24 protein-coding genes and 1 pseudogene are annotated in these 21,984 nt (G+C 43.5%); 11 read left to right on the top strand and 14 right to left on the bottom strand.

Going from position 1 to position 21,984, the window contains the following annotated elements:
- Positions 1-103: 103 nt before the first annotated feature.
- On the top strand, positions 104-814 hold the full coding sequence (locus K2P83_RS03835) for an MEDS domain-containing protein (RefSeq protein ID WP_292926556.1): 711 nt from the start codon (positions 104-106) through the stop codon (positions 812-814).
- Positions 815-921: 107 nt separating this feature from the next.
- Here K2P83_RS03835 and K2P83_RS03830 read toward each other — a convergent pair whose 3' ends face one another.
- From K2P83_RS03830 to nadA, 5 genes are all read right to left on the bottom strand, one after another.
- On the bottom strand, positions 922-1,656 hold the full coding sequence (locus tag K2P83_RS03830; RefSeq protein WP_292926555.1) for a Crp/Fnr family transcriptional regulator: 735 nt from the start codon (positions 1,654-1,656) through the stop codon (positions 922-924).
- 266 nt (positions 1,657-1,922) lie between these two features.
- Complete coding sequence (locus tag K2P83_RS03825; protein WP_292926554.1) at positions 1,923-2,717, bottom strand: HAD family hydrolase; 795 nt, start codon at positions 2,715-2,717, stop codon at positions 1,923-1,925.
- Position 2,718: 1 nt separating this feature from the next.
- The gene (locus K2P83_RS03820) at positions 2,719-3,762 is read right to left on the bottom strand and encodes an L-threonylcarbamoyladenylate synthase (protein WP_292926553.1); all 1,044 of its coding nucleotides are present in this window, start codon (positions 3,760-3,762) and stop codon (positions 2,719-2,721) included.
- A gap of 63 nt (positions 3,763-3,825) precedes the next feature.
- A complete protein-coding gene (clsB, locus tag K2P83_RS03815) occupies positions 3,826-4,998 on the bottom strand; it encodes a cardiolipin synthase ClsB (protein WP_292926552.1) in 1,173 nt (390 codons plus the stop codon).
- Positions 4,999-5,122: 124 nt separating this feature from the next.
- Positions 5,123-6,220 (bottom strand): quinolinate synthase NadA, encoded by a 1,098-nt coding sequence (nadA, locus tag K2P83_RS03810; protein WP_292926551.1) that lies wholly within the window; start codon positions 6,218-6,220, stop codon positions 5,123-5,125.
- Between the two features lie 226 nt (positions 6,221-6,446).
- Between nadA and lptC the strand changes: the two genes are divergently transcribed.
- The 9 genes from lptC to K2P83_RS03765 all read left to right on the top strand — a co-directional run bounded on the left by lptC (position 6,447) and on the right by K2P83_RS03765 (position 13,181).
- Positions 6,447-7,013 carry an LPS export ABC transporter periplasmic protein LptC gene (gene lptC, locus K2P83_RS03805; RefSeq protein ID WP_292926550.1) on the top strand — a complete coding sequence of 189 codons (567 nt, stop codon included), beginning with the start codon at positions 6,447-6,449 and terminating at the stop codon, positions 7,011-7,013.
- Complete coding sequence (gene lptA / locus K2P83_RS03800) at positions 7,010-7,540, top strand: lipopolysaccharide transport periplasmic protein LptA (RefSeq protein ID WP_292926549.1); 531 nt, start codon at positions 7,010-7,012, stop codon at positions 7,538-7,540. The genes lptC and lptA overlap by 4 nt, the downstream gene beginning before the upstream one ends.
- A 44-nt stretch (positions 7,541-7,584) precedes the next feature.
- Complete coding sequence (lptB, locus tag K2P83_RS03795; RefSeq protein WP_292926548.1) at positions 7,585-8,307, top strand: LPS export ABC transporter ATP-binding protein; 723 nt, start codon at positions 7,585-7,587, stop codon at positions 8,305-8,307.
- Positions 8,308-8,361: 54 nt separating this feature from the next.
- Complete coding sequence (locus K2P83_RS03790; RefSeq protein ID WP_292926547.1) at positions 8,362-9,807, top strand: RNA polymerase factor sigma-54; 1,446 nt, start codon at positions 8,362-8,364, stop codon at positions 9,805-9,807.
- Positions 9,808-9,826: 19 nt separating this feature from the next.
- A complete protein-coding gene (gene raiA / locus K2P83_RS03785; RefSeq protein WP_292926546.1) occupies positions 9,827-10,156 on the top strand; it encodes a ribosome-associated translation inhibitor RaiA in 330 nt (109 codons plus the stop codon).
- A 122-nt stretch (positions 10,157-10,278) separates the two neighbouring features.
- Entirely contained in the window at positions 10,279-10,746 is a 468-nt protein-coding gene (locus tag K2P83_RS03780) for a PTS sugar transporter subunit IIA (RefSeq protein ID WP_292926545.1), read from the top strand.
- Positions 10,733-11,677: an HPr(Ser) kinase/phosphatase gene (gene hprK, locus K2P83_RS03775; RefSeq protein ID WP_292926544.1), complete on the top strand. Its 945-nt coding sequence runs from the start codon at positions 10,733-10,735 to the stop codon at positions 11,675-11,677. The genes K2P83_RS03780 and hprK overlap by 14 nt, the downstream gene beginning before the upstream one ends.
- 82 nt (positions 11,678-11,759) lie before the next feature.
- On the top strand, positions 11,760-12,374 hold the full coding sequence (locus K2P83_RS03770) for a flavin prenyltransferase UbiX (protein WP_292926543.1): 615 nt from the start codon (positions 11,760-11,762) through the stop codon (positions 12,372-12,374).
- 195 nt (positions 12,375-12,569) lie between these two features.
- Positions 12,570-13,181 (top strand): PEP-CTERM sorting domain-containing protein, encoded by a 612-nt coding sequence (locus K2P83_RS03765; protein WP_292926542.1) that lies wholly within the window; start codon positions 12,570-12,572, stop codon positions 13,179-13,181.
- Between the two features lie 121 nt (positions 13,182-13,302).
- On the opposite strand, the gene K2P83_RS03760 is transcribed toward K2P83_RS03765, so the two are convergent.
- From K2P83_RS03760 to K2P83_RS03750, 3 genes are all read right to left on the bottom strand, one after another.
- Complete coding sequence (locus K2P83_RS03760; protein WP_292926541.1) at positions 13,303-13,917, bottom strand: 5-formyltetrahydrofolate cyclo-ligase; 615 nt, start codon at positions 13,915-13,917, stop codon at positions 13,303-13,305.
- A gap of 16 nt (positions 13,918-13,933) precedes the next feature.
- A complete protein-coding gene (gene mutY, locus K2P83_RS03755) occupies positions 13,934-15,007 on the bottom strand; it encodes an A/G-specific adenine glycosylase (RefSeq protein ID WP_292926540.1) in 1,074 nt (357 codons plus the stop codon).
- A 90-nt stretch (positions 15,008-15,097) separates the two neighbouring features.
- Entirely contained in the window at positions 15,098-15,352 is a 255-nt protein-coding gene (locus tag K2P83_RS03750; protein WP_292926539.1) for a Rho-binding antiterminator, read from the bottom strand.
- A 241-nt stretch (positions 15,353-15,593) separates the two neighbouring features.
- Between K2P83_RS03750 and K2P83_RS03745 the strand changes: the two are divergent.
- Positions 15,594-16,670 (top strand): annotated as a pseudogene (locus K2P83_RS03745) (IS4 family transposase); the annotation flags it as partial.
- Positions 16,671-16,851: 181 nt separating this feature from the next.
- On the opposite strand, the gene K2P83_RS03740 reads toward K2P83_RS03745, so the two are convergent.
- The 6 genes from K2P83_RS03740 to K2P83_RS03710 form a co-directional block, all read right to left on the bottom strand.
- On the bottom strand, positions 16,852-17,142 hold the full coding sequence (locus tag K2P83_RS03740) for an Lpp/OprI family alanine-zipper lipoprotein (protein WP_292926538.1): 291 nt from the start codon (positions 17,140-17,142) through the stop codon (positions 16,852-16,854).
- Between the two features lie 292 nt (positions 17,143-17,434).
- The gene (locus K2P83_RS03735) at positions 17,435-18,010 is read right to left on the bottom strand and encodes a L,D-transpeptidase (protein WP_292926537.1); all 576 of its coding nucleotides are present in this window, start codon (positions 18,008-18,010) and stop codon (positions 17,435-17,437) included.
- A 491-nt stretch (positions 18,011-18,501) separates the two neighbouring features.
- Entirely contained in the window at positions 18,502-18,945 is a 444-nt protein-coding gene (locus tag K2P83_RS03725) for a hypothetical protein (RefSeq protein ID WP_292926536.1), read from the bottom strand.
- An 83-nt stretch (positions 18,946-19,028) separates the two neighbouring features.
- On the bottom strand, positions 19,029-19,220 hold the full coding sequence (locus tag K2P83_RS03720; protein ID WP_292926535.1) for a hypothetical protein: 192 nt from the start codon (positions 19,218-19,220) through the stop codon (positions 19,029-19,031).
- 84 nt (positions 19,221-19,304) lie between these two features.
- On the bottom strand, positions 19,305-19,964 hold the full coding sequence (locus K2P83_RS03715; protein ID WP_292926534.1) for an SCO family protein: 660 nt from the start codon (positions 19,962-19,964) through the stop codon (positions 19,305-19,307).
- Between the two features lie 30 nt (positions 19,965-19,994).
- Positions 19,995-21,848 carry a multicopper oxidase domain-containing protein gene (locus K2P83_RS03710; RefSeq protein ID WP_292926533.1) on the bottom strand — a complete coding sequence of 618 codons (1,854 nt, stop codon included), beginning with the start codon at positions 21,846-21,848 and terminating at the stop codon, positions 19,995-19,997.
- Between the last annotated feature and the right edge of the window lie 136 nt (positions 21,849-21,984).

The raw sequence follows: 21,984 nt of genomic DNA, 5'->3' as shown, positions 1-21,984 counted from the left end.
AATGGTACAATATTACTATAAAATTCCATTGTTTTAATTGTTGGCAAATGAACAATTCTGCACATTCGCTGTTGTTTATACTAAATTATTAGCTGGAGGATATATGCACACAAATGGTACGTGGCAATATATTTTAACGAATCCGATTGCAGAAAGTCATATTGTTCAAGTCTGCCAGAATGAAACATTTCGAGAGAATATAGTTACTAATTACATAAAAGATGGCTTGCTTAATGATGAGGCGGTCATTGTTGTCGCCGGACCCACGCTAAGAAAAGCTGTAATATCGAAACTGGATGCACAAAATTTCGATGTGCAAAATTTAAAGAATCAGGGGCAAATAAAATTTCTTGATGCCGAATTTCTACTATCGAGTTTCTTGATAGATGGTGTACTTGAAGAGCAATCTTTTCAGCAATCCATAGAGGTCCCGATTCAGGCCGCACGTGTCGAATATGGCAAAGTTCGCATCTTTGGTGAAATGGTGGATGTGCTCTGGAAAAAAGCTCAGTACGACGCGGCTATCCAGCTTGAAAATTTATGGAGTAATTTATCACAGAAACAAGAATTTTTGTTTCTGTGTACCTACTCGCTGGATAGTATCGATTCAAGTACCTATGATGAGTCTCTTGAGCGTATTTGTAGTTACCATACTCACCTGATTCCGGTGGAAAATTATGGCTTAATTGAAACTGGAGTGGGTGAAGCAGTGCTCGATGTGTTTGGAGATGCGTGGAATCGTGTAATAGGCAAGTTAGCAGAATCCAGAAAAATTTCAACGCAACTTTCAGCTTCTCCGACAGCTCTTAACTAATCAAAAGGAACTCTGTTGCCCTTAAGAAAATACTGAGCAATTGTACTATGCAAACTAGTAATACAATGTATTAACAGATCATAAAGTTTGGAAAGACTTTTGTCCTGCTAAGCTGCGTGGAAATCAGTAATCATGCGATCTGATTCTTCTTTCATCACTCCGTAACACTCACAAGCTACGATTTCTAATTTTCCTCTATCTTTAAGTTCTATGTGACCGCGATGATAATTAATCATCCCTGCATCCTGCAATTTTCCTGCTGCTTCAGTTACACTTTCGCGGCGAACCCCCAGCATATAGGCGATTAATTCCTGAGTTATCGATAGGCTATTTGAATACCCGCGGTCAGAATTCAAGAGTAGCCAGCAACAAAGTTGCTGTTCTAAAGTATGCCGCCGATTACATGCAGTGGTTTGCGACATTTGTACAAAAAGCGTTTGGGCATAACGCAACATCAATTTCTGTAGTGTTCCAGCTCGGCGGCCTCCACTGCGAACTAAAGCGTTCTGTAAGGAATTTTTGGAGATACGATAGCCATGGCCTGCTTTATTAACGATCACTTGTGTCAATGTCTCATTCTTGCCCATTAGTACCGAAACTCCCAGCACACCTTCATTACCAACCATTGCCACTTCCACTGACGTGCCATCTTCCAAGCAACATAATAAAGATGTAACGGCTGTGATGGGAAAGTAGATGTATTGTAATTTATCGTTAGCTTCAAAAAGCACTTCAGATCGTGCCATTGTTACCAATTCGAGCTGAGGAGCTAAGTGTTCAAATTCAGCTTGTCTAAGCGCATACAAAATATGATTTTCTCGAGGATCATAAGTTATTGACATTTTGATATTTATTTGCTGATATTAAAAAGGTAAGAAGTTTTCAGAAGAATTTATACAGAAAAAAGTAAAGAATATCACGCCACTGGCTAAAATAAAAATCGCTTCTTTCAGGTTCAGTTAAATAGTTTGAGGATTCAATGGCCTATTCAACTTTGTCGTGTTTTTAATAAGCGTTCGATAACACACCTTCTGTTTTAAGTGTACCCCAGAAGCTATAAATAACCCCGTCGCAAAACCACAGGGGATCGCAAGTTAAAGATAGTCAGTTATCTATACTCTCTTGAGTAAGATCTAACTAAGTCGCTAAGTAGCCTATAATCAACCCATCTTTTATCAAGCGTTGTCATATTTTTGATGGGGGTGAATGGTTGAGATGGCTCGCCAAGATCTGATAAAACTGCGACTGCACCATTAAAATCTTGTAAATGCGTATAACCACTTACCGTGATGAGGGTAGGGAGATCTGCAGCCAATGCCGACTTCAAGCCATTTTCCGAGTCTTCAATAGCGATACAATGTTGTGCGGTTAAATTGAGTTGATTGAGTACCCACTGATAAATATCGGGTGCGGGTTTTTTCATCGGCACAATATCTCCTGCACCAATTACATCGAACCAGCCAATCGATTCTTTGCCCAAAGTCGATTTTAGCAATACGGTAACATTCTCCATGGTCGTTGTTGTCGCAATCGCGAGTTTTATTTTTTCCTGGCGTAACTCATGGATTAGCCGCGCGACACCGGGACGTAACGGGATGCTGCCGGTTTCCATCAGTGATTCGAAATATTTGGTTTTGGTTTTATGTAAACTGGCAATCCAGTCTGTCAAATCGCTTTTATTTAGTTCTGCTGGAACGTATCTTTCTATGTAATAACGAATTCGCTCTTTTCCGCCAGTGACTTGTAATAGCTCGCCATAAAGATCGATATCCCAATTCCAGTCGAGATTAAATTGTTTAAATGCTGCATTGAAGGCAAGACGGTGGCCATCTTGCTCAGTGTCGGCAAGCGTGCCATCCACATCAAAAAGTACAGCTTGAAGTTTATTCTGTGTATTCGTCATTTTAATTCTGTTTATTATCAAATGGATTATAGCTGGCTCGTTGCAGGCGATCCGTAATGGCTAACCAGCTAGGATTATCAGGTAGTGCCTCTACTATCATATAATCAAATGCTGCTTGATCAAACTGGCGTAATTTAGCATAGAGCTGCTGACCATAAGTGATTGGATCTGCAGGCATGGAGAAATGCTGGATAGATTGATCCGAAGGTTGCGACTGGTCGATATCGGACCATGTCATAACGAGCACTCGAGAACCTTGTGCAGCTAAAGCTAAAGCGCGATCCCATAGGTGCTTTGTCGAATATATTTTTAAGGGTGTTTCTGGCGCGTAATGCGCTGGTAATGATCCGGATGTACGTATCGTCTGACTTATTTTGTACGCTAACATAACCGGACTATCCAGTGCGGATTCCAATGCAGATACTGCAATTCCACCTGGCCGGAGTAGCTTCGGTGATTGATCATAAAAACTGATGATCGTACTTTCCAAGCCTACTTCACAGGCACCGCCATCCAGGATCATATCGACCGCCGCAGCTAACTCCTCGCGCACATGTGCCGCTGTCGTCGGACTGATTCGTCCAAAACGGTTTGCGGATGGTGCGGCCAGGGCTTTTTCTGGTCCCAACGTGTCGAGTAAAGCCAGTGCAACAGGATGCGCCGGTATGCGCAAGCCCACGCTATCCTGTCCGCCAGTAACGCTATCGGGTATGCGGCGGCTGCGTTGCAAAATTAATGTGAGGGGCCCGGGCCAGAAGTGATTGGCTAACAGCCAGGCAGAATCCGGTATTGCTTGTGCCCAGTAATGCAAATGGGAAATATCGCTGATATGAACGATGAGCGGGTGGTCAATCGGCCGTTGTTTAATCTGGTAAATTTTATTGATGGCATCCGGATTGGTGACATCTGCACCAAGACCATAAACCGTTTCAGTAGGGAAAGCTACTGTGCCGCCTTCGCGCAATATCTGGGCGGCTGCAGTAATCTGATCCTGTTGTGCTACTGACAAACCGGATTTATTTTGCCTGTACTGTGTGTTTTCCATTCGTGTGGTGATACTTCTTGGTTTCTAAGTCAAACGAAAGCGGTTTGCGGTTCATTAATGAAATCACGGTATATTGTCGTGCCAGTCATAACCGAGCACACCTTGCATCATACGTACGACATAAAAACTCAGCCAGTTCACAATATAATTGCGCCATGAGAAGAAGCCTTTGTGTGCTGGCGTTACCGCGATGGATTCTTCTGCAATCGCGGTTTTTAAACTTGTTCTGAGTTCAAGCGCAAATTGATGATCTTCAATAATGATATTGGCTTCGCGCGCAAGCAGCAAACTAAAAGGATCAATGTTGGAAGAACCCACGGTTGTCCAATGCTGATCAATTACCGCAACCTTTGCATGCAAATAACTGCGATTATATTCATAAATTTTTATTCCGGCTTTCAGTAGGTTTTCATACAACGCCTGAGTTGCATGGTGCTGCAAACGATATTCGATTTTCCCTTGCAATAAAAGCTCAACCGTTACGCCACGTTGAGCGGCAGTTTTCAGCGCGTTGCTAAATTTTCTTCCAGGCAAAAAATAAGCATTGGCAATGATGATTTCGGTATGTGCCTGGTTGATGGCTTCTAAATATGCGTGCTCAATGTCATGACGATGTCGCCAGTTATCGCGTATCACAAATGCGGCTTTTTGATCTCCGCAAGGTTTGTCTACCGGCTTTATGGTAACTGGAATAACCCAGCGTTTCTTTAAATGCACCCATGCGACTAACATCCATAAATGTTTCACAGCCTTATGGATCTGAATAAGCAACGGGCCTTTAATAACAACAGCATAATCAAAACGCGGGGTTAGTTTCTCCGGATTATGTTGATCATCAATGATATTGATCCCACCGGCAAAAGCGATTTGTGCATCAATAATCACGAGCTTACGGTGCATCCGGCGTAAGCGATAACGACGTGGCATTGAAAAAATAAATTCAGGCCTGAATATCAGTACCTTCATGCCGGCCTGAAGCATGTCGTCAATTTCTTCTCGCGGAAAATCCTGCGAACCGAAGCCATCAAACAGAAGGTGAACGGATACACCGCGTTGTGCTGCACGTTTTAAAGCCGATGAGATTTTGCTGCCAATGGCATCGTATTCAAAAATATACGTTTCAATGTGTATTTCTGTTTGAGCTTTCTCTATTGCCGCTTCTAATTCCGGAAAATATTCGTCGCCATTGTGCAGCAGGGTTATGTGGTTACTATCAACAAAAGTAAGATCTCTCATTTGCGGATTAAATTTGCTGACAGTGCCACATCATGCGTCATTATGTGCTGATTAGTTCCGGGATAATCACTGGGAGCGTGTCGCTGGCGATTTGCAGGTTCTTAGGCACTGGCTATATCTGAAACTATGAAATCTTCAACATTCTATCCAACGCCAATTTTGCAAGTTTGGCTTCATCCTGAGGGACTTTGATCTGATTTACGACATTGCCATTGACCAGATTTTCCAGTGCCCAAGCCAGATGCTGTGGATCAATTCGTGCCATCGTCGAACACATACATACCATGGGTGACATGAATTGAACAATTTTTTCTTGGGATTTAAATTCTTCAGTGATCCGGCTGACCAGATTAAGCTCAGTGCCAACTAACCAGCGTGTCCCGCCTTTTGCTTCCGCAATGGTTCTAATGATGTATTCGGTCGAGCCGACATAATCGGATGCTTTGCAGACCTCAAAACTACATTCCGGGTGAGAAATGACGATACCATCGGGATATTGATTACGGAAACGAAGAATATGCTGTGGCTGAAACATTTGATGAACTGAGCAATGGCCTTTCCAGAGTAAAACTTTAGCTTTCTTAATTTGTTCAACGGTCAGTCCACCCATTGGCTCATCGAAATTCCATACTGGCATTTCATCGAGTGGAATGCCAAGTTGATGTCCACTCCAACGACCAAGATGCTGATCAGGGAAAAACAAAACCTTTTCCCTCTGATTAAAGGACCACTGCAGAACTTTCCCGGCATTGCTGGATGTGCAGACAATGCCTTCGTGCTCACCACAGAAAGCTTTAAGGTCTGCTGCAGAGTTAATGTAAGTGACCGGAGTGATTGATTCATCGGGATCCAATATTTCCGAAAGTTCACGCCATGCGCGCTCAACATTGGAAAGATTGGCCATATCTGCCATGGAACAACCAGCTGCCATATCGGGTAAAATTGCAATCTGTTCCGGACTGGAAAGAATATCCGCCACTTCAGCCATGAAATGAACCCCGCAGAAAACCAGGAAATCAGCGTCAGTTTGTGCCGCAAGGTAAGAAAGTTTTAAAGAATCACCCGTCAGATCGGCATGCCGATATACATCTGCACGCTGATAATGGTGTGCCAGAATAACAGTGCGTTTTCCCAGAATATTTTTGGCCGCAACAATGCGTTGCGCGCATGTTTCATCCTGCAACTGATCATATTTCTCAAATTTAAAGGCTTCTTGATGCATTGCGATTCTTTTTTTCCCAATGGTTTATCAAATAATGCACATTACTCTATCCTAAGATATGGATTCATGCATGACATTTAAAGATCTATTGAAAGAAAGGAGCAAGAATCGATTCGTTAAATGGAGATTAGTGTTCTGTTATAATTTAAAAAAGTGCATTCCTTAATCAATAGGGTTGGATTGATACCCAGTATTCTGGGATTAATGAAACGAGTAATATTTGTAAATGGTTAATCGCCTACATATCAGCTTTCCTTTGGCTCTACTAATCTTTTTGGCATTTTTGACATTCTGGCTGGATCGGATAACACGGCCGGCAGAACAGATTGGGGAGGATAACTTGTACGTCAATCCAGATTATATTGTAGAAGAACTCTCCGGTATTCGCATGGATCACGAGCGGGAGATTCAGCGTAAATTCACAGCTAAGAAGCTATTTCACTATCTCAACGAGGAAGTGACGCAGATGGAGCAAATAAGTTTTATTAATATCGAACCAGAAAAGCAGCTGATGCAATTGCATGCAGATAAAGCTGAAGTAAAAAACAAAGGAAGAAATATCTATTTAACAGGAAATGTGACTGTAGCCAGAGGAGCAGATGATGACAAGACTAAGATTACCTTGATGACTGATTTCTTGCATCTTATTCCGGACGAGGATTTGGTTAAGACAGATCAGGCGGTGACTATCTCAAGATTGAATACCACGATCCATTCAACCGGTCTGGAATTCAATAATCGTATTGGAGTGATACAGCTCCTATCCAAAGTAAAAGCTGTGAATATAAAATGAAACGAATTATCGCTTTAGGCTTGTGTGGTTTGTGCTTTACTCAGTCTGTCTGGGCTGAGCGGGCTGATCGTGAAAAACCTATTTATCTGGAAGCTGACCGTGCGACCGTTGAAGATGTGAGTCGCAAGGAATCTAATCGGGTCAGTGTATTTACTGGAAATGTGATCTTGACGCAGGGAACCTTGCGGATTACTGCTGACAAAGTGACTATGAAAGAAGATTTGCATGGATTCCGGTATGCAACAGCCACTGGAGATCTTGTTAGTTTTCGGCAGAAACGCGATGGCCTAAATGAGTATGTTGAAGGATGGAGTCAACGAGCTGAATACGATAGTAAAACAGATAAAATTGAATTATTCCGGCAGGCGCGATTGAAACGTGGTTCCGATGAAGTAAAGGGCGATTATATCTCCTATGATATGAAGACAGAGTTTTTCAAAGTGATTGGCAGCAAGGAGCGTGGAGATGAAACAGGTCCTGACAAACGAGTGCGGATAACTATTCAGCCTAAAAATAATTCTGAGTAACACAAATAGCAACGCCAGATTAGAAATGGATATGATTTCAGAGAATGAGTGAATTAAAAGCCAGCAATTTAAAAAAACGCTATAAGTCACGCACTGTAGTGCAGGATGTTTCTTTTTCAATCAGTAGTGGTGAGGTGATTGGATTACTCGGCCCCAATGGTGCCGGAAAAACAACTTGTTTTTATATGATCGTTGGTTTGGTGCCCCTTGATGGCGGCGGGATATATTTGGATGAGCAAGACTTAACCCAATTGCCGATTCATCAAAGGGCGAAGCTTGGACTGAGCTATTTGCCACAAGAAGCATCCATTTTTCGACGTTTGACTGTTGAGGAAAATATTCTTGCAGTATTAGAGCTACAAAATTTGGATGAAGATACGAAACAGCGGTATTTAGATGACTTATTACACGATTTGCATATCGGTCATTTGCGTAATAATTCTGCAATCAGTTTGTCGGGAGGTGAACGTCGCCGTGTTGAAATTGCTCGTGCACTGGCGTCGCAGCCACGTTTTATTTTGCTGGATGAGCCCTTTGCAGGCGTTGATCCGATCGCTGTGGTAGATATACAGAAAGTCATTTCTTTTCTGAGAGAACGGGAAATTGGCGTACTGATCACGGATCATAATGTTCGAGAGACATTAGGAATTTGTGATCGAGCTTATATCATCAGTGAGGGTCATGTGCTGGCTAAAGGTAAGCCTGAAGAGATCATAGACAATGAAAAGGTCAGAGAAGTTTATTTGGGAGAACACTTCCGATTGTAAAATCACGAATGCATTGAGATTGATTTATTTAGCAATTGCTGTTTTTCCTGGATCATGAAGCCAACACTCCAACTAAGGTTATCACAGCAACTTAGACTTACCCCCCAATTGCAGCAATCCATCCGGCTGCTGCAATTATCAACGCTTGAATTAAATCAGGAGATTGAACGGATCGTGCAGGAGAATCCGTTGTTAGAGCTGGGTGAGGAGTGGGATGCCCCTGTGGCTAAAAATTCATTCGAGTATTCAGAATCAGAAGATTCCTCGGTTTTTGATAGTGCGCCGCCAGAAGCGGCAGCATCTGAAGTTAAAAATGAGCCGGAGGAAAACTTTGAATCGGATGCTGAATGGTCGCAGGAAAATATTTTTTCTCAGGGCACTTATGAAGATGATGATCATGAGGCGCCGCAAATACCTGCCAGACCATTAAGTTTGCGTGAATATTTAAATTTCCAGATTTGCCTGAGCCAAATTTCTGAGCGTGAAAAAAGTATTATTAGCCTGTTGATTGACAGTCTGAATGAAGATGGCTATCTGTTACAGGATCTGGATGAATTGATGGAAATACTTCCTGCAGAACTGGGCATCAGTCTGGATGACTTGCAAGATGCGCTCAAGTATTTGCAATGTCTTGATCCATTGGGTGTGGGGGCGCGTAATCTACAAGAATGTCTGGTGCTGCAGTTGCAAGCATTGCCTTCTGATGGCTATCGTGACCAGGCAATAAAAGTTGTACGAGAATATTTGGAAATTCTGGCGTCGCACGATTTTGGTCAGATTAAGAGATTATTGGCGTGTGATGACCAAAGTTTACGAATTATACAGAAACTGATTGTTAATCTGAATCCTAAACCAGGTGCCCCGTTTAATTCTCAAAGCGAACGCTATATTGTGCCGGATATTACGGTCACTAAAAAAAATGGGGTCTGGGGTGCAAATCTAAATATGGCCGCAATCCCACGCCTCAATATTAATCATCTCTATGCTAACATACTGAGACAGGAGCATCATTCTTCGCGTGGGCTAGTAAGCCAATTGAATGAAGCTAAGTGGCTGATTAAGAATATACAGCAGCGCTCAAGTACTATTCTGAGAGTGGCCAGTGTAATTGTGGAGCGTCAGCAGCAATTTTTTGAACATGGAGAAATTGCTATGCGCCCGCTTGTGTTACGGGATATTGCGGAAATTTTGAATCTACATGAATCAACAGTATCACGGGTAACTACACAAAAATTTATGTATACTCCGCGAGGTATTTTTGAACTTAAATATTTTTTTGGTAGTCATGTCTCCACGGATTCAGGGGGGGCTTGTTCAGCGACGGCGATCCGTGCATTGATCAAGCAACTGATACAGGAAGAAAACCCAAAGAAACCACTCAGCGATAACAGAATTTCAACTATTCTTGAACAACAAGGTATTGTTGTTGCTCGTCGAACCATTGCGAAGTACCGGGAATCGATACAGATTCCTGCAGCAAATCTTCGTAAATCATTTTAATCAAAAGAAAAGGAAGGATATGAACCTTAAACTTACCGGCAACCATGTGGAAATTACCGATGCCATGCGTGAATATGTCATTTCAAAAGTCGGTAAAATTACACGCCATTTTGATCATGTCATTGATGTCAGTGTCATTCTGTCGGTAGAGAAACTTAAACAAAAGGCGGAAGCGAACGTTCATGTGCGTGGTAAAGATATTTTTGTTGAAACTGACAGTGAAGATATGTATGCATCAATTGATAGTCTCGTGGACAAGCTGGATCGGCAGATACTCAAACACAAGGAAAAGAATCTTGAACGCCGGAACCATGGCGCATTGAAAAATCAAGAACTTGATGAGCAATAGCAGATAATTAGGCATGTTTCTATTTCCAAGCAAGAAATGTTGTTTCTTCTGGGATACTGCATTAATTGTAATTAAGAAATTGTACGCTTCATTATCATTTGAACGAAATAATCCTATTTTCCATGAATCAAATCTCGCAATTATTACCGCTGTCCAATGTTATTGTCGATCTGGATGTCACCAGCAAGAAACGTGTTTTTGAACAGGCTGGATTATTATTTGAAAATACCAATCAGATTGCGCGCAGTCAGGTTTTTGATAGTTTGTTTGCGCGGGAAAAGCTGGGTTCAACAGGTTTAGGACAGGGTGTGGCTATTCCGCACGGCCGTATAAAGGGGTTGCGCGAAGCGGTTGCTGCCTTGGTAACAATGAAGGAGGCGATACCCTTTGATGCGCCTGACGGTCAGCCAGTCAATATTGCCTGTATTTTACTGGTTCCGGAGAAAGCTACTGACAAGCACTTGCAGATCCTCAGTGAGCTGGCACAGATGTTTAGCGATAAGCAGTTTCGTGAAGGAATTTTGCAGTGTAAAGATGCTGCGAAGATCCATAAACTCATTGTTGATTGGAAACCGAATGTCGAAGATTAGTATTGCTCAGCTATTTGAAGATAAGAAGGAAAAACTTAAACTAAACTGGATCGCGGGTCAGCGTGGCGGCGATACTGAGCTCAGTGATGAGGCTGTTGCACAGTCTGGGCAAGGCATGATTGGTCATTTGAATTTTATCCACCCGGACTGGATCCAGGTGATTAGTAGTGATGAGATTCATTATCTAAACAAGCTGGATGCTGCTTCACTTGAGAAAAAAATAAACCAGCTGACGCAAAGCAACCTGGCATGTATTATCGTGGCTGATAATGCTGAGATACCTGCGTCTATCCTTAGTATGGCCAGTATATTTGATATCCCCTTGCTGCATTCACCTTACCCTGGTTTGGAAGTTATCTGGCTAATTCGCTCTTACCTTGGAAGCGTGCTGGCTCCATCTTGTAGTTTGCATGGGGTGCTTCTGGATGTATTGGGTATGGGGGTCATGATAACTGGTGAAAGCGGTGTCGGTAAAAGCGAGTTGGCGCTAGAGCTAATAAGCCGCGGTCATGGTTTGGTGGCGGACGATGTCGTGGAATTACGACGTGTTGCTCCGGAAACATTGGAAGGTCGCTGTCCTCCAGTGCTCAGGGATTATCTTGAAGTACGGGGCCTAGGCATGTTGAATATCCGTACAATTTTTGGAGAAACCGCAGTGCGGCGTCGTAAAAATATGAAACTGATCGTTCATTTGCAGAATAGTGGAGGAGCAAATTCTGGTTTATTGGAACGACTGCCCATCAGTGATCTTAACGAAAGCATTATGAATGTTGACATCCGTAAGGTCATTATTCCTGTGGCAGCTGGCCGGAATTTGGCTGTTCTCGTAGAAGCAGCAGTACGAAATTATGTTCTGCAATTACGTGGGATTGATGGCACGAAGGAGTTTATTGAACGTCATGAGCGGGAAATGAATAACGAAGGCAGATAAACTAGTGCTAACCCAAACGATTCGTTTACTACTTTTAATAACGTTAACTTCGGAGTAATCTCCCGAATCAACATGGATTAAGATGAAAAATTCTCAGACGATTACCTTGGCATTGACCGGCGCATCTGGGATGCCTTATGGGATTCGTCTGCTTGAAATGTTGTTGCAGGAAGGAAAACAAGTTTATCTCCTGTATTCAAAAGTAGCGCAAATTGTTGCACAGCAGGAAATGAACCTGGCACTGCCTTCCAGTGCTAAGGAAGCGGAAGTTTTTTTCAACCGTCAGTATCATGTTCCGGATGGACAGTTGCGTGTATTCGGTCGTGAGGAATGGTTTGCACCAGTTGCTTCCGGCTCTAATCCGGCTGATTCGATGGTGATTTGTCCCTGTACGATGGGGACCTTGGCAGCGATTGCTGCTGGGCTGAATCAGAAATTAATCGAACGGGCAGCGGACGTCATGTTGAAGGAAAATCGGCAACTTATTCTAGTGCCAAGGGAGACACCATTTTCTTCCATTCATCTGGAAAACATGCTCAAGCTGGTGCGTAGCGGTGCCGTTATTCTACCTGCGAATCCTGGTTTTTATCATCACCCGCGGACGGTGCAGGATATGATTGATTTTGTTGTTGCTCGCATACTGGATCATCTGGGGATCATACATACCTTAATTCCACGCTGGGGAATAGGAAATTAACCGATACGCTACATTGGTGAATTTTAACTAGAATCCGGAAATTCATTCATGCAACAGATAGCGCCGTTCTGAATATGAATGTATGACAACATCAGGATAAATAGCCCATTTTTCTATGCTTATTTGTCAGATAGAATGTCTCCATGTTGATGTAATTTCTTTACATCTTATTTTAACTGAGATGGGAAATAGAAAATGACGCGAATACTAGTGGTTACACTATTGTTGATCAGCTCGCATGTATCAGCCTTATCCATACAATGGATACCTTTAGAGGCAGCAACACGTCAAGGAAATCCAGAGGCTATCAATGGGAATGCAGTTATTGAATATAGAAATGCTGGGCGAGGTGGCGTCGACTGGGATGTCTCAGGCATTGGCCCCAGAGGAGGTATGGGTGCGCGGGAATTATGGTTGTTTGATGATTCAGCAGCTGGTATACCTGGGGTGAGCGAAGCGACCACAGCATTTTCCGTAATTAGTAATAGTGTTGGTTTTATCATGGCAGGGGATCATAACGATGGCTTCGCTCAGTTTTTTGTCGATAATATCGATGTTGGTACATACGATATGTATCGAACAGGGGATAGAATTTTAGTAGTGACAGGATTGGATTCTGTAGCGCATTCATTAAGAATTGTACAACTTGGCCGGCATAATCCAAATTCAACCAAAGGCGATGTCGCGATTTTTGGTGGCGCAGCATTTAATACCCCTGCAATTCCAGAACCAGAAACATATGCGATGTTGTTGGCCGGATTGGCTCTGATAGGGTTTTTGGCACGCTACAGAAAGCAAAAAACTTAGCTGGATTTATCTCTATCTTCTAGTTAACACCACATCTTTCTGGAAGAGTTATCTTTTGTTGTAACAACTTTCGATTCTCCATGGTTTTGCCGCAGGGTGAGCGGGGGAGCTATTATACTATTTATTCATCAGCACACTGAAATGTTGGGATAAATTTGAGTTCATGATCTTCAGTCCGGAAAATACCTGTCTCTGTCACAATATAATGCATCGCAATATCATGTGCTTGAGCGTAAATATTTTCTAATCGTTGTATTTCAAAAGCTATTCCAATAGTTAAGGGATGTGGTTGGTATGTAGCTAAAGTACGATCAAAAAAACCACTGCCATAGCCCAAACGATAGCCATGTTGATCAAAGCCAACCATGGGAATAATAATCGCATTAACCCTAACAGCCTTGGCCTCTACAGGGACAGGGATACCATAAGCACCTTCTTTCATGGGTATTCCAGGCAACCATTTACGAAAACAAAGTGGTTCATCCTTACTGACTACTTCTGGTAGTGCGATCGTTGCTCCATGTCGCAGAAAATACTGGGCAATTGACCGCGGGTCGTATTCACCCCGGAACGGCCAATAAATTCCAATATTCATTTTCTGAAGTTTTGGAAAACCTTGTTTGAGAGAATCTGAAATTGCTTGGCTCCATTGCTGATGAATCGTTTCAGATAAAGTTTCCCTGGCTGCAATTAGTTGTTTGCGTTTATGTTTCCTCCATTCCAATAAATTATCCATTATTCCTAATCTGTTGTTAGAGGGTTAGAAGCATCATATTATCCAATAAGAAATTTTGTTTTAACAGTTTTCTTACAGGTGTGGGAATAGCTTGTTCAAGCGCATCGGATGGTTTAATCCAAATAAATTTATTGTGTGAATTGAGGGTACTTGAGACAACCTGTAGTAGCTGCGGATGGATACGCAATTTAAAGTGGGTGAGTTGATGGTTTAAAATTGGTAACTCAACTGGCGATTGAACTGTTATGCCTAATTGATGCTGGCAATAACTAGCGACATCTATCCCGGTTTTTATCTCAGGTGGACACCATAACTCTCCCCAGATACCGGAAGCAGGTCTTTTTTCCATAAGTAACTTCTGATTTTGCATGAGTAGTAAAAAGACCGTTTCTTTTTTTGGTAGCGATTTGCGAAGTCTGGCAGTTGGGAATTGATTTACGCGCTTTTCTTTAAATGCGACACAGTGATATTGAAGTGGACAGACTTTACAAATTGGAGTGTGGCGTATACAAACAGTAGCTCCCAGATCCATTAGAGCTTGCGTATATGTTTCAATCTGGTTCTCACGATAGGAGACAGGTAATGCTTCTTCAGCTTTTTCCCAAAGCAGGTTCATTATCCTGCTTTCTCCCGGGTAACCTGCAATTCCAAAATAACGCGTAAAGATTCGCTTAACATTGCCATCCATAATGGCTTCACGTTTGCTAAAAGCAAAAACTGCGATGGCAGCGGCGGTAGAACGTCCAATTCCCGGCAGTTTCTGAATCACTGCTCGGGTGTCAGGAAATTGCCCCTGATAATCCTGCATAATCATACGCGCCGTTTGGTGTAAATTGCGGGCGCGCGAATAATAACCAAGGCCGCTCCAGATGACCAGCACAGCATCAAGTGGTGCTTGTGCCAAACTGCTAATGGTAGGGAATTCTCGCATGAATCGCGCATAATAAGGGATGACCGTATTGACCTGTGTCTGTTGTAACATGACTTCAGATAACCAGATAGCATAGGGATCACGATTCCCTTGCCACGGAAGGTGATGACGGCCATGATCTTTATGCCAGTGGATTAACTGGGTTGCGATGGGTGACATATTTAAGCCGGAAGTAGTTCCCTGGTGTGTCTACGAATGTCTGAGTACTTGCTGTGAATGGATGCAGTACGCTGGTCTTCTTGCAAGATTTTACTGGAAAACGACTTCACTAAATTTAGCATTAGGTGTCAGAACTTCCATTTTTGCAAGCTGGATTAATTCGATATGCTGCCTCGAATCATTATCAATTACCAGATATTCCTGTTTCTCGGGAGAGCTGACAATTTCAACAGCTTTACCTTCTATGATTTGGTTGTTTTTTAAGATGAGTTTAAGCCGATAGCCGTACATGCAAGCAACCTCCACAAAGTCATGGAGCTCACACGAAATTGTATCTTGCGTCATGATTATAGATTCTTTAAGAGGTGTAAATAAGCATAATATATACGATCCAGAACTAAGATAGTAATAATGGGCATGAATTCTTTGAGGCGTTGTTTCAAAACTTAATACTGGTTATCAGCAGTGTCTAGAGATTTGAGAATTATCGCATGATAACTCATTGAACGACCATTACTAAATGACATATTATTTGTAATCAATTTCAATTTTCACCAATCTTCTGACTTTTGTCAGGAGATTGCATATGCACGAAGGGAAATTGGTGTTTGCCCAATTAATGGAGCACTTGCCTTTGCGCACGTTTCATCAGTGCGTAGCCAGATATTCTGGTCGATATCCAACGCTCAAGTTCTCGCATCTCGATCAGTTTCTGTGCATGGCTTTCGCGCAACTGACTTACCGCGAAAGTCTGCGCGACATCGAAACCTGTCTGCGCGCCCATCAAGCCAAACTCTACCACTTGGGCATACGAGGCAACATCGCCAAGAGTATGCCGGCTGATGCCAACGAGCAGCGCGACTGCCGCATCTATATGGATTTCGCGATGAGCCTGATCCAGACAGCCAGGAAGCTTTATGCCAGCGACAGCTTTGCTGTCGAGCTGGAACAAACGGTCTACGCACTCGATACCACGACCATTGACTTGTGCTTGAGCGTCTTTCCGTGGGCACGCTTCCGTTCATCCAAGGCTGCCGTTAAGATGCATACGTTGTTTGACCTGTGCGGTAATATTCCATCCTTCATCCATATCAGCGACGGCAAGATGCACGCGGTCAATGTGCTCGACATCCTGATACCCGAATCTGGCTGTTTTTATATCATGGATCAAGGCTTCAGCGATTTTGCTCGCTCGTAAACCATGCACCAAGCCAAGGCGTTTTTTGTAACACGAGCCAAATCCAATCTGCTCTTTCGCCACATCTGTTCTCGCTCAGTGGAGAAATCCATAGGACTGCGCTGTGATCAAACCATTGCCCTAACGGCTCCCAAGACCAGCAAGGATTACTCGCAGCACCTGCGACGTATCAAGCTCTACGATGCAGAGCACGACAAACATCCGGTATTTCTAACCAACGACTTCGACTTACCTGCGCTGACCATCGCTCAGCTTTACCGTTGTCGCTGGCAGGTCGAACTATTCTTTAAGTGGATCAAGCAACATCTTCGTATCCAGCGTTTCTACGGAACTACTGAGAATGCAGTCAAAACGCAGATATGGATTGCCATATCGGTTTATGTCTTGGTTGCCATCGTGAAAAAGCAGCTCAATAACGAAGCTTCGCTTTACACAATTCTACAGATTTTAAGCCTAGCTATTTTCTAGAAAACACCTATCGATCAATTGGTTAAAAATGGAGAGGTGAAAATGAATACCTCAGAGAATTATAATCAACTGAATTTATTCAACTAAATTTCCAGACACTAATGGGTATTCATAAAAAAACCCCTCAGTTGAGGGGTTTTTTTATGAATACCCTACTACATCATCACTTACATCGTCATTACTTATGCATAGCTTTCTTGAACATACGATCAATCTTTGATTCTGTATCCATTGAACGTCTGTTTGCTTCCTCTGCAATACGTACTGCATCATTTGCTTTGGCGTTAGCAGCATCTGCTGCTGCCTTAGCGGCGGCGGCATCGGCTTTAGCTGCAGCTATATCTGCGCTAATTTTATTCTGATGTTCTTCTAGTTGACCTGTGGTTGCACAACCTGTTAGTCCAATAAAAGCACCTGCTATCACTGCCAGCGTTAACATACGAACTGGATGCTGGATTTTCTCTCTCATTCCGATATCTCCTCAGTAGTTTATCTATTCAAAACGCACAATCATCCACCACTTTACTAGCCACTGATACCTGAATATCAGTAACGCACAAGGATCTTATCTGATTTTTTCTGCAAAATAAATGGATTGCATGACAAATTTACGATGGGCTCAGCAATAAAAACCAATATCAGTCTGTTAAGTGACTAATAAAAAGACATATTTCTTCCACAAATTCAATTCAAGTAATTAACAACAAACAGCTCATATAACAAACAACTCATAGCTCGATACAGCTGCGAATCATCAGCGGCTAGCGAATATTCACCAATATGCCGGGCTTGATCCATTTACCCAGCTGGTCAATCTGTTCGTTCGTTAGTGCAATACAACCATTGGTCCAGTTGTATTCATGATGAATCTCCTGATCCCCCCTCCCAATTCCATGTATGCCTATGTGACCTCCTAACGGTGTATTCTGAGGCGGCGTCTTGCCCATACTTTTTGCTTCCAATATCGAAAGCCAGGTTTCTTCATTGATCCTATTTTCATCCAGCGCACGTTTTGCTGTATCAAGATTTGGATAGTTCAGACCAAAAAAACGATAATAGCGGCTTTTCTCATTGATCCACCCCACCCTGAATCTCCCCAACGGGGTTTTGTCGTCTTTTGTCATCTTGGACCAAGTTGTGCCATAGCGTCCAATAGCTACATTCTTAAACACCGTTTGAATGGAATCACCCTGCATCACCGACAAAGTATGTGTAGATGTATCCACATCAATCCATATTCCATTATCTGCCCGAACAGAATTTGGTATCACCGACAAGCCCAGCAATCCAATCAGCAAGATCACTAAGTAAAGGATAAAAGAATTTTGTTTGATCACTTTCTAGACTATCAATAATTGAGATAGTTAATTATGTCATAATTTAAGCATTAAGAAACTTGCATAAAATGCTTATGTGCCTTGCTATTCAGCTTGTGTCAAACAATTGGCTAATGAAAATTATGCAATCGTCAATCTTGGTGGTATGCGCAAGGAAATTTCGTTGACATTAGCTGAGGAGATGCTGTCCCTGGGGATAATGCCATCGTACACGTTAGTTTCGCGCAACAGAAACTGGATCCAACGGAAGCAGAACGCACACTGGCGATGTTTGCAGAAATTCTACTCTCACCGAAAAATAGGCTCTGTAGCAATTAAGGAAACTCTGATTTCTCGCACTACTTTTCAGTGAAAGTGCAGAAACACGTCAAGTAAACGAACAGCAAAATCCTTGAAAAGTTATTGAAACGAAAACTCCGTCACGTGCAACTTAATCTGTAGGGTTTTGATCCCACTGACCATGCTGCACTACCATATCGTACATCGTTTCATTACCGCTGCCCTGCCACTGCATCCCCCTTCAATGTTTCTACCAGGTTTGGATCAAATTCAGGAGGTTTCTCGGCTGGTGGAATTACACCCGGACATTGTTTGATAATTGCCCATTGTTGTATCGCATCATACTCATTTTTTAATTGCTCATACTCAGCTTCTTGTTCTTTTGTTCCCCCCAATGCAAATAATGCCGGCCATGAAAGCGATAAATCCGCACCGAGCACCCATTTGTCTTTGGTCGGGTTTTTGTCCTCCAAATTGCCTGTTAATTGACTGACTCTGGTTTGAATTCGTTCAATCTCAGCCAATAATTCATTGCAATTATAAGTTTGAAATTGCCCTGGGGAAATATAAGGCACATGATTATTTTCTGGTGATGCCGCGCAACCCGATATTAAAATTGTAGCAGCAAAAAAAACAGTAGCCATTGATCTTTTCATAACACCAACTTCCTTCTTGGGGTCTTACACAGACACACGATGTTTACACACACCTATTTTAGTGAATTAATTGTACACCGATATTAGCACTTCCAGTCCCACATCATGAAATTGACTAAAGAAAGAGATTCCTGAGAATCATGCACGCTGATCTTTCGCGGCAACTGACCTAGCATATTGGATGCAACCTGCTGCCCCTCTGGTTTGCCGGGTTGGCCATAGACGATCCGGTATAGAATCACAACACTTTTACCATAAAAAACCACTGGAACCAAATTGCATTCCAGTGGTGTTAATCTGCAAGATTACATTTTTTGCAGCAACAAATTACACTGACTTGTCATGCGAAATAGTAGCTGCTAGGTAGGCTGTCCCTCATAAGTATGGATAGCTTTAGGATCGAGATGGTTGATGGTAGCCATGATCTGATGCGGTTCGGCCAGAGCAGGTGCCATACTCCATCGTTTCAGTGCATCGTTACCGATGCGTACCATACCGGTGTGATTTTCTTTCACTTTATCAAGATCGATTTCACGATCAAAAAAACCCAGTCGGAAGCGGAGTAATTCGATATCTTCCGGCGCGCCGGTCAGAAACTTCCAATTATCCTTGATGCCATAGCGATCGGCATACTGTTTGAGCCCTTTGGGAGTATCCTGTTCCGGCTGCAAGGTGATTGAGTACATAAAGACATCGCGTCCCGCACGTTCTCCCAGCATGTTTTGCACCTGGAGCAGATTGGCCGTCGCCAACGGACAAATGCCAGCACATTGGGCATACATCATATTGATGGCGACCACTTTGTCGCGAATCAGGTCGTCGTAAAATCTGACTGTTTCTCCCTCATGCGTATAGAGCGTTACGTTTGGAAACGGCGTGCCGCTCAATGTATCCCGATTGTCCCAATTAGCAGAGGTGCTCGGCATTCTGCCGCTAAGCCCTTGCCAAGCGGCATTCAGACCGATTAGTCCCAATGCGGCGACCCCCATGCCAGCTAAAATTTCTCTGCGTGTATTCATGATAGTTTCCTCTTTGTTCATGGTATGTTCCTATTGTGGCTCGATATCCCAACGTACCATCATGGCATGGTCTTCGTGGATCATATTATGGCAATGCATCACATATTTTCCTGGGAAATCCCGGAAACGCATGAATAGTCTGATGCGTTCGTTTGGCCCTAGCACGTAGACATCCTTACGGCCTCTCTCGTGTGCAGGCACGGCCACTTGAACACCATTCCTAAATCGTTGAAGAATATGTCCTTCTTCGAAGTGGATATGAATCGGATGAGACCAACCGCCGTTTGGATTGCTCAAATCCCATATTTCTGCGCTGCCCGCCTCAATGTGAGCCCCGGCAGATTTGACGTTGACTAACTTACCATTGATACTCCACAAGCCGCGCGTACGATTGAAGGCCCACGTTCTAACTGGCGCTTCTGCGATTTCGTCCGCTGTGGGTCTACGTATCGGGCGTAAGGCATTCGGTACGCGACTGTTATCCACCGCAGCACGATTGATAATCATCTTGAGCACGCGCTCACCGGGAGCCACAACAGCACCTGGCCCACGCGTGGTTGTTTGTACCAACCGATTGACAAGATACAGTTCCGTGTTTAGTGGATAGCGGGAGAAATCCACTACAATGTCCCCGCGCTCAGCGACACCCAATCTGACTCGGGTTTGATTGCGCAACGGCGCAGGCAAGAGATTACCGTCATTGGAAATGTAGTCGAATGTCTGCACGACACCTGCGGCGTTCACCAGATAAAACTCGTAAAAGCGGGATGGCCCTGCATTAAGCAAGCGTAGACGATATTTGCGTCTGGCGACATTCAGTAGCGGCTCGATCTTGCCATTCACCGTAATCTTGTCGCCAAATGTACCTTCCGGATCGATTTGATCGAATATTTGGATACCCGATGCGTCAAAGCGCTTGTCCTGGAAAGCCAGCGGATAGTCGTAGGGATAGCTCGGCAGCCTTAAAGCGGCCGGATTGGGGTCATTCTCGTCGCCTGAGTCGAGGGCGTCGTACAACAGGTAGAAACCTGCCAGACCACGACTCGCATTGGCGGCAGTGAAATCCAGGGTATGATCGTGGTACCACAACGTGCCCAGCGCTTCACGGCTGTCTCCGCCGACAGGATTGCCGGGGCCTTTAGGAAACTCATCAAAACCGGCATAGATATTGGGGTAGAACTGATCTTTGAATTTTCCCGGTTTGTTAAGCGTAGGGCCGGCCTTGACCGGGCTGAAATAATCGCCGGGGAAACCATCGCTCTCAGACGGTGTATGCAAATTGTGCAAATGCATACTGATCTCAGGCGTTCCGAAGCCGACATGATTTTGTGGCAATTCATTATGCAAACGCACAATGATTGGACGCCCGTAGCGCGCCACAAATGTCGGATTATAATAATCCTGGCCATTTACATTCTTGCCTACGTAGTTCCAAACCGGCTGCGCAGGATAGGCTGGATTGAATACGTGACTAACCGCTTTGACCTTTAATTCATAAAGATCTACTTGGTCGACCGGCCCCGCCAGCGGATCATTATTCAGAACCGGGCCGTAGAAAAATTCATTCCAGCGTTGGTGATCATTGCGTCCACATTCGTCGTAATCGTCATTCGCTTCTCCCTGCGGTATCCGATTCGGATCTGTAAAAAGATCCGCCTTTTGCATGAGCTCAAACGCATCCGGTAAAGTTTCTGCCCAAGGCGTGGTCGCTGGGCTAGGCCCAATCGGCGGCGGCACGACTTGCGCCTCACTTTTGCTGGAAGTTAACATTACCGGTGCCGCAATCACTGCAGCGCCCGCTGTCTTAAAGAATGTGCGTCTCGATCCGCTGGGTGGGCCATCAGCTAGGCTATCTTGGCTCACATCGCGTTCATTGTCCTTCATGATATTCTCCTCTATAAATACTTATTTCTAGATGATAATCACTGATAACATCTAGTCATCGCGTGATTGATTCTTATGGATAATCTTTCCAATGCTTACTACTGACTCCTATCACTCACAATCAAGTGGATAGAAG

Source organism: Nitrosomonas sp. (assembly GCF_019752415.1).
Lineage (GTDB): Bacteria > Pseudomonadota > Gammaproteobacteria > Burkholderiales > Nitrosomonadaceae > Nitrosomonas.
Note: the sequence above shows the minus strand (reverse complement) of the source record. Positions and strands in the feature narration are given on the sequence as shown.

Bases quoted from the DNA above. Each gene is read 5' to 3' on its own strand.
- nadA (WP_292926551.1), bottom strand. From the start codon at position 6,220: ATGCATCAAGAAGCCTTTAAATTTGAGAAATATGATCAGTTGCAGGAT.
- K2P83_RS03765 (WP_292926542.1), top strand. From the start codon at position 12,570: ATGACGCGAATACTAGTGGTTACACTATTGTTGATCAGCTCGCATGTA.
- lptB (WP_292926548.1), top strand. From the start codon at position 7,585: ATGAGTGAATTAAAAGCCAGCAATTTAAAAAAACGCTATAAGTCACGC.
- K2P83_RS03710 (WP_292926533.1), bottom strand. From the start codon at position 21,848: ATGAAGGACAATGAACGCGATGTGAGCCAAGATAGCCTAGCTGATGGC.
- mutY (WP_292926540.1), bottom strand. From the start codon at position 15,007: ATGTCACCCATCGCAACCCAGTTAATCCACTGGCATAAAGATCATGGC.
- hprK (WP_292926544.1), top strand. From the start codon at position 10,733: ATGTCGAAGATTAGTATTGCTCAGCTATTTGAAGATAAGAAGGAAAAA.
- lptA (WP_292926549.1), top strand. From the start codon at position 7,010: ATGAAACGAATTATCGCTTTAGGCTTGTGTGGTTTGTGCTTTACTCAG.
- K2P83_RS03725 (WP_292926536.1), bottom strand. From the start codon at position 18,945: ATGAAAAGATCAATGGCTACTGTTTTTTTTGCTGCTACAATTTTAATA.
- clsB (WP_292926552.1), bottom strand. From the start codon at position 4,998: ATGAGAGATCTTACTTTTGTTGATAGTAACCACATAACCCTGCTGCAC.
- K2P83_RS03835 (WP_292926556.1), top strand. From the start codon at position 104: ATGCACACAAATGGTACGTGGCAATATATTTTAACGAATCCGATTGCA.
- K2P83_RS03740 (WP_292926538.1), bottom strand. From the start codon at position 17,142: ATGAGAGAGAAAATCCAGCATCCAGTTCGTATGTTAACGCTGGCAGTG.
- raiA (WP_292926546.1), top strand. From the start codon at position 9,827: ATGAACCTTAAACTTACCGGCAACCATGTGGAAATTACCGATGCCATG.
- K2P83_RS03790 (WP_292926547.1), top strand. From the start codon at position 8,362: ATGAAGCCAACACTCCAACTAAGGTTATCACAGCAACTTAGACTTACC.
- K2P83_RS03770 (WP_292926543.1), top strand. From the start codon at position 11,760: ATGAAAAATTCTCAGACGATTACCTTGGCATTGACCGGCGCATCTGGG.
- K2P83_RS03820 (WP_292926553.1), bottom strand. From the start codon at position 3,762: ATGGAAAACACACAGTACAGGCAAAATAAATCCGGTTTGTCAGTAGCA.
- K2P83_RS03830 (WP_292926555.1), bottom strand. From the start codon at position 1,656: ATGTCAATAACTTATGATCCTCGAGAAAATCATATTTTGTATGCGCTT.
- K2P83_RS03760 (WP_292926541.1), bottom strand. From the start codon at position 13,917: ATGGATAATTTATTGGAATGGAGGAAACATAAACGCAAACAACTAATT.
- K2P83_RS03750 (WP_292926539.1), bottom strand. From the start codon at position 15,352: ATGACGCAAGATACAATTTCGTGTGAGCTCCATGACTTTGTGGAGGTT.
- K2P83_RS03825 (WP_292926554.1), bottom strand. From the start codon at position 2,717: ATGACGAATACACAGAATAAACTTCAAGCTGTACTTTTTGATGTGGAT.
- K2P83_RS03780 (WP_292926545.1), top strand. From the start codon at position 10,279: ATGAATCAAATCTCGCAATTATTACCGCTGTCCAATGTTATTGTCGAT.
- K2P83_RS03715 (WP_292926534.1), bottom strand. From the start codon at position 19,964: ATGAATACACGCAGAGAAATTTTAGCTGGCATGGGGGTCGCCGCATTG.
- lptC (WP_292926550.1), top strand. From the start codon at position 6,447: ATGGTTAATCGCCTACATATCAGCTTTCCTTTGGCTCTACTAATCTTT.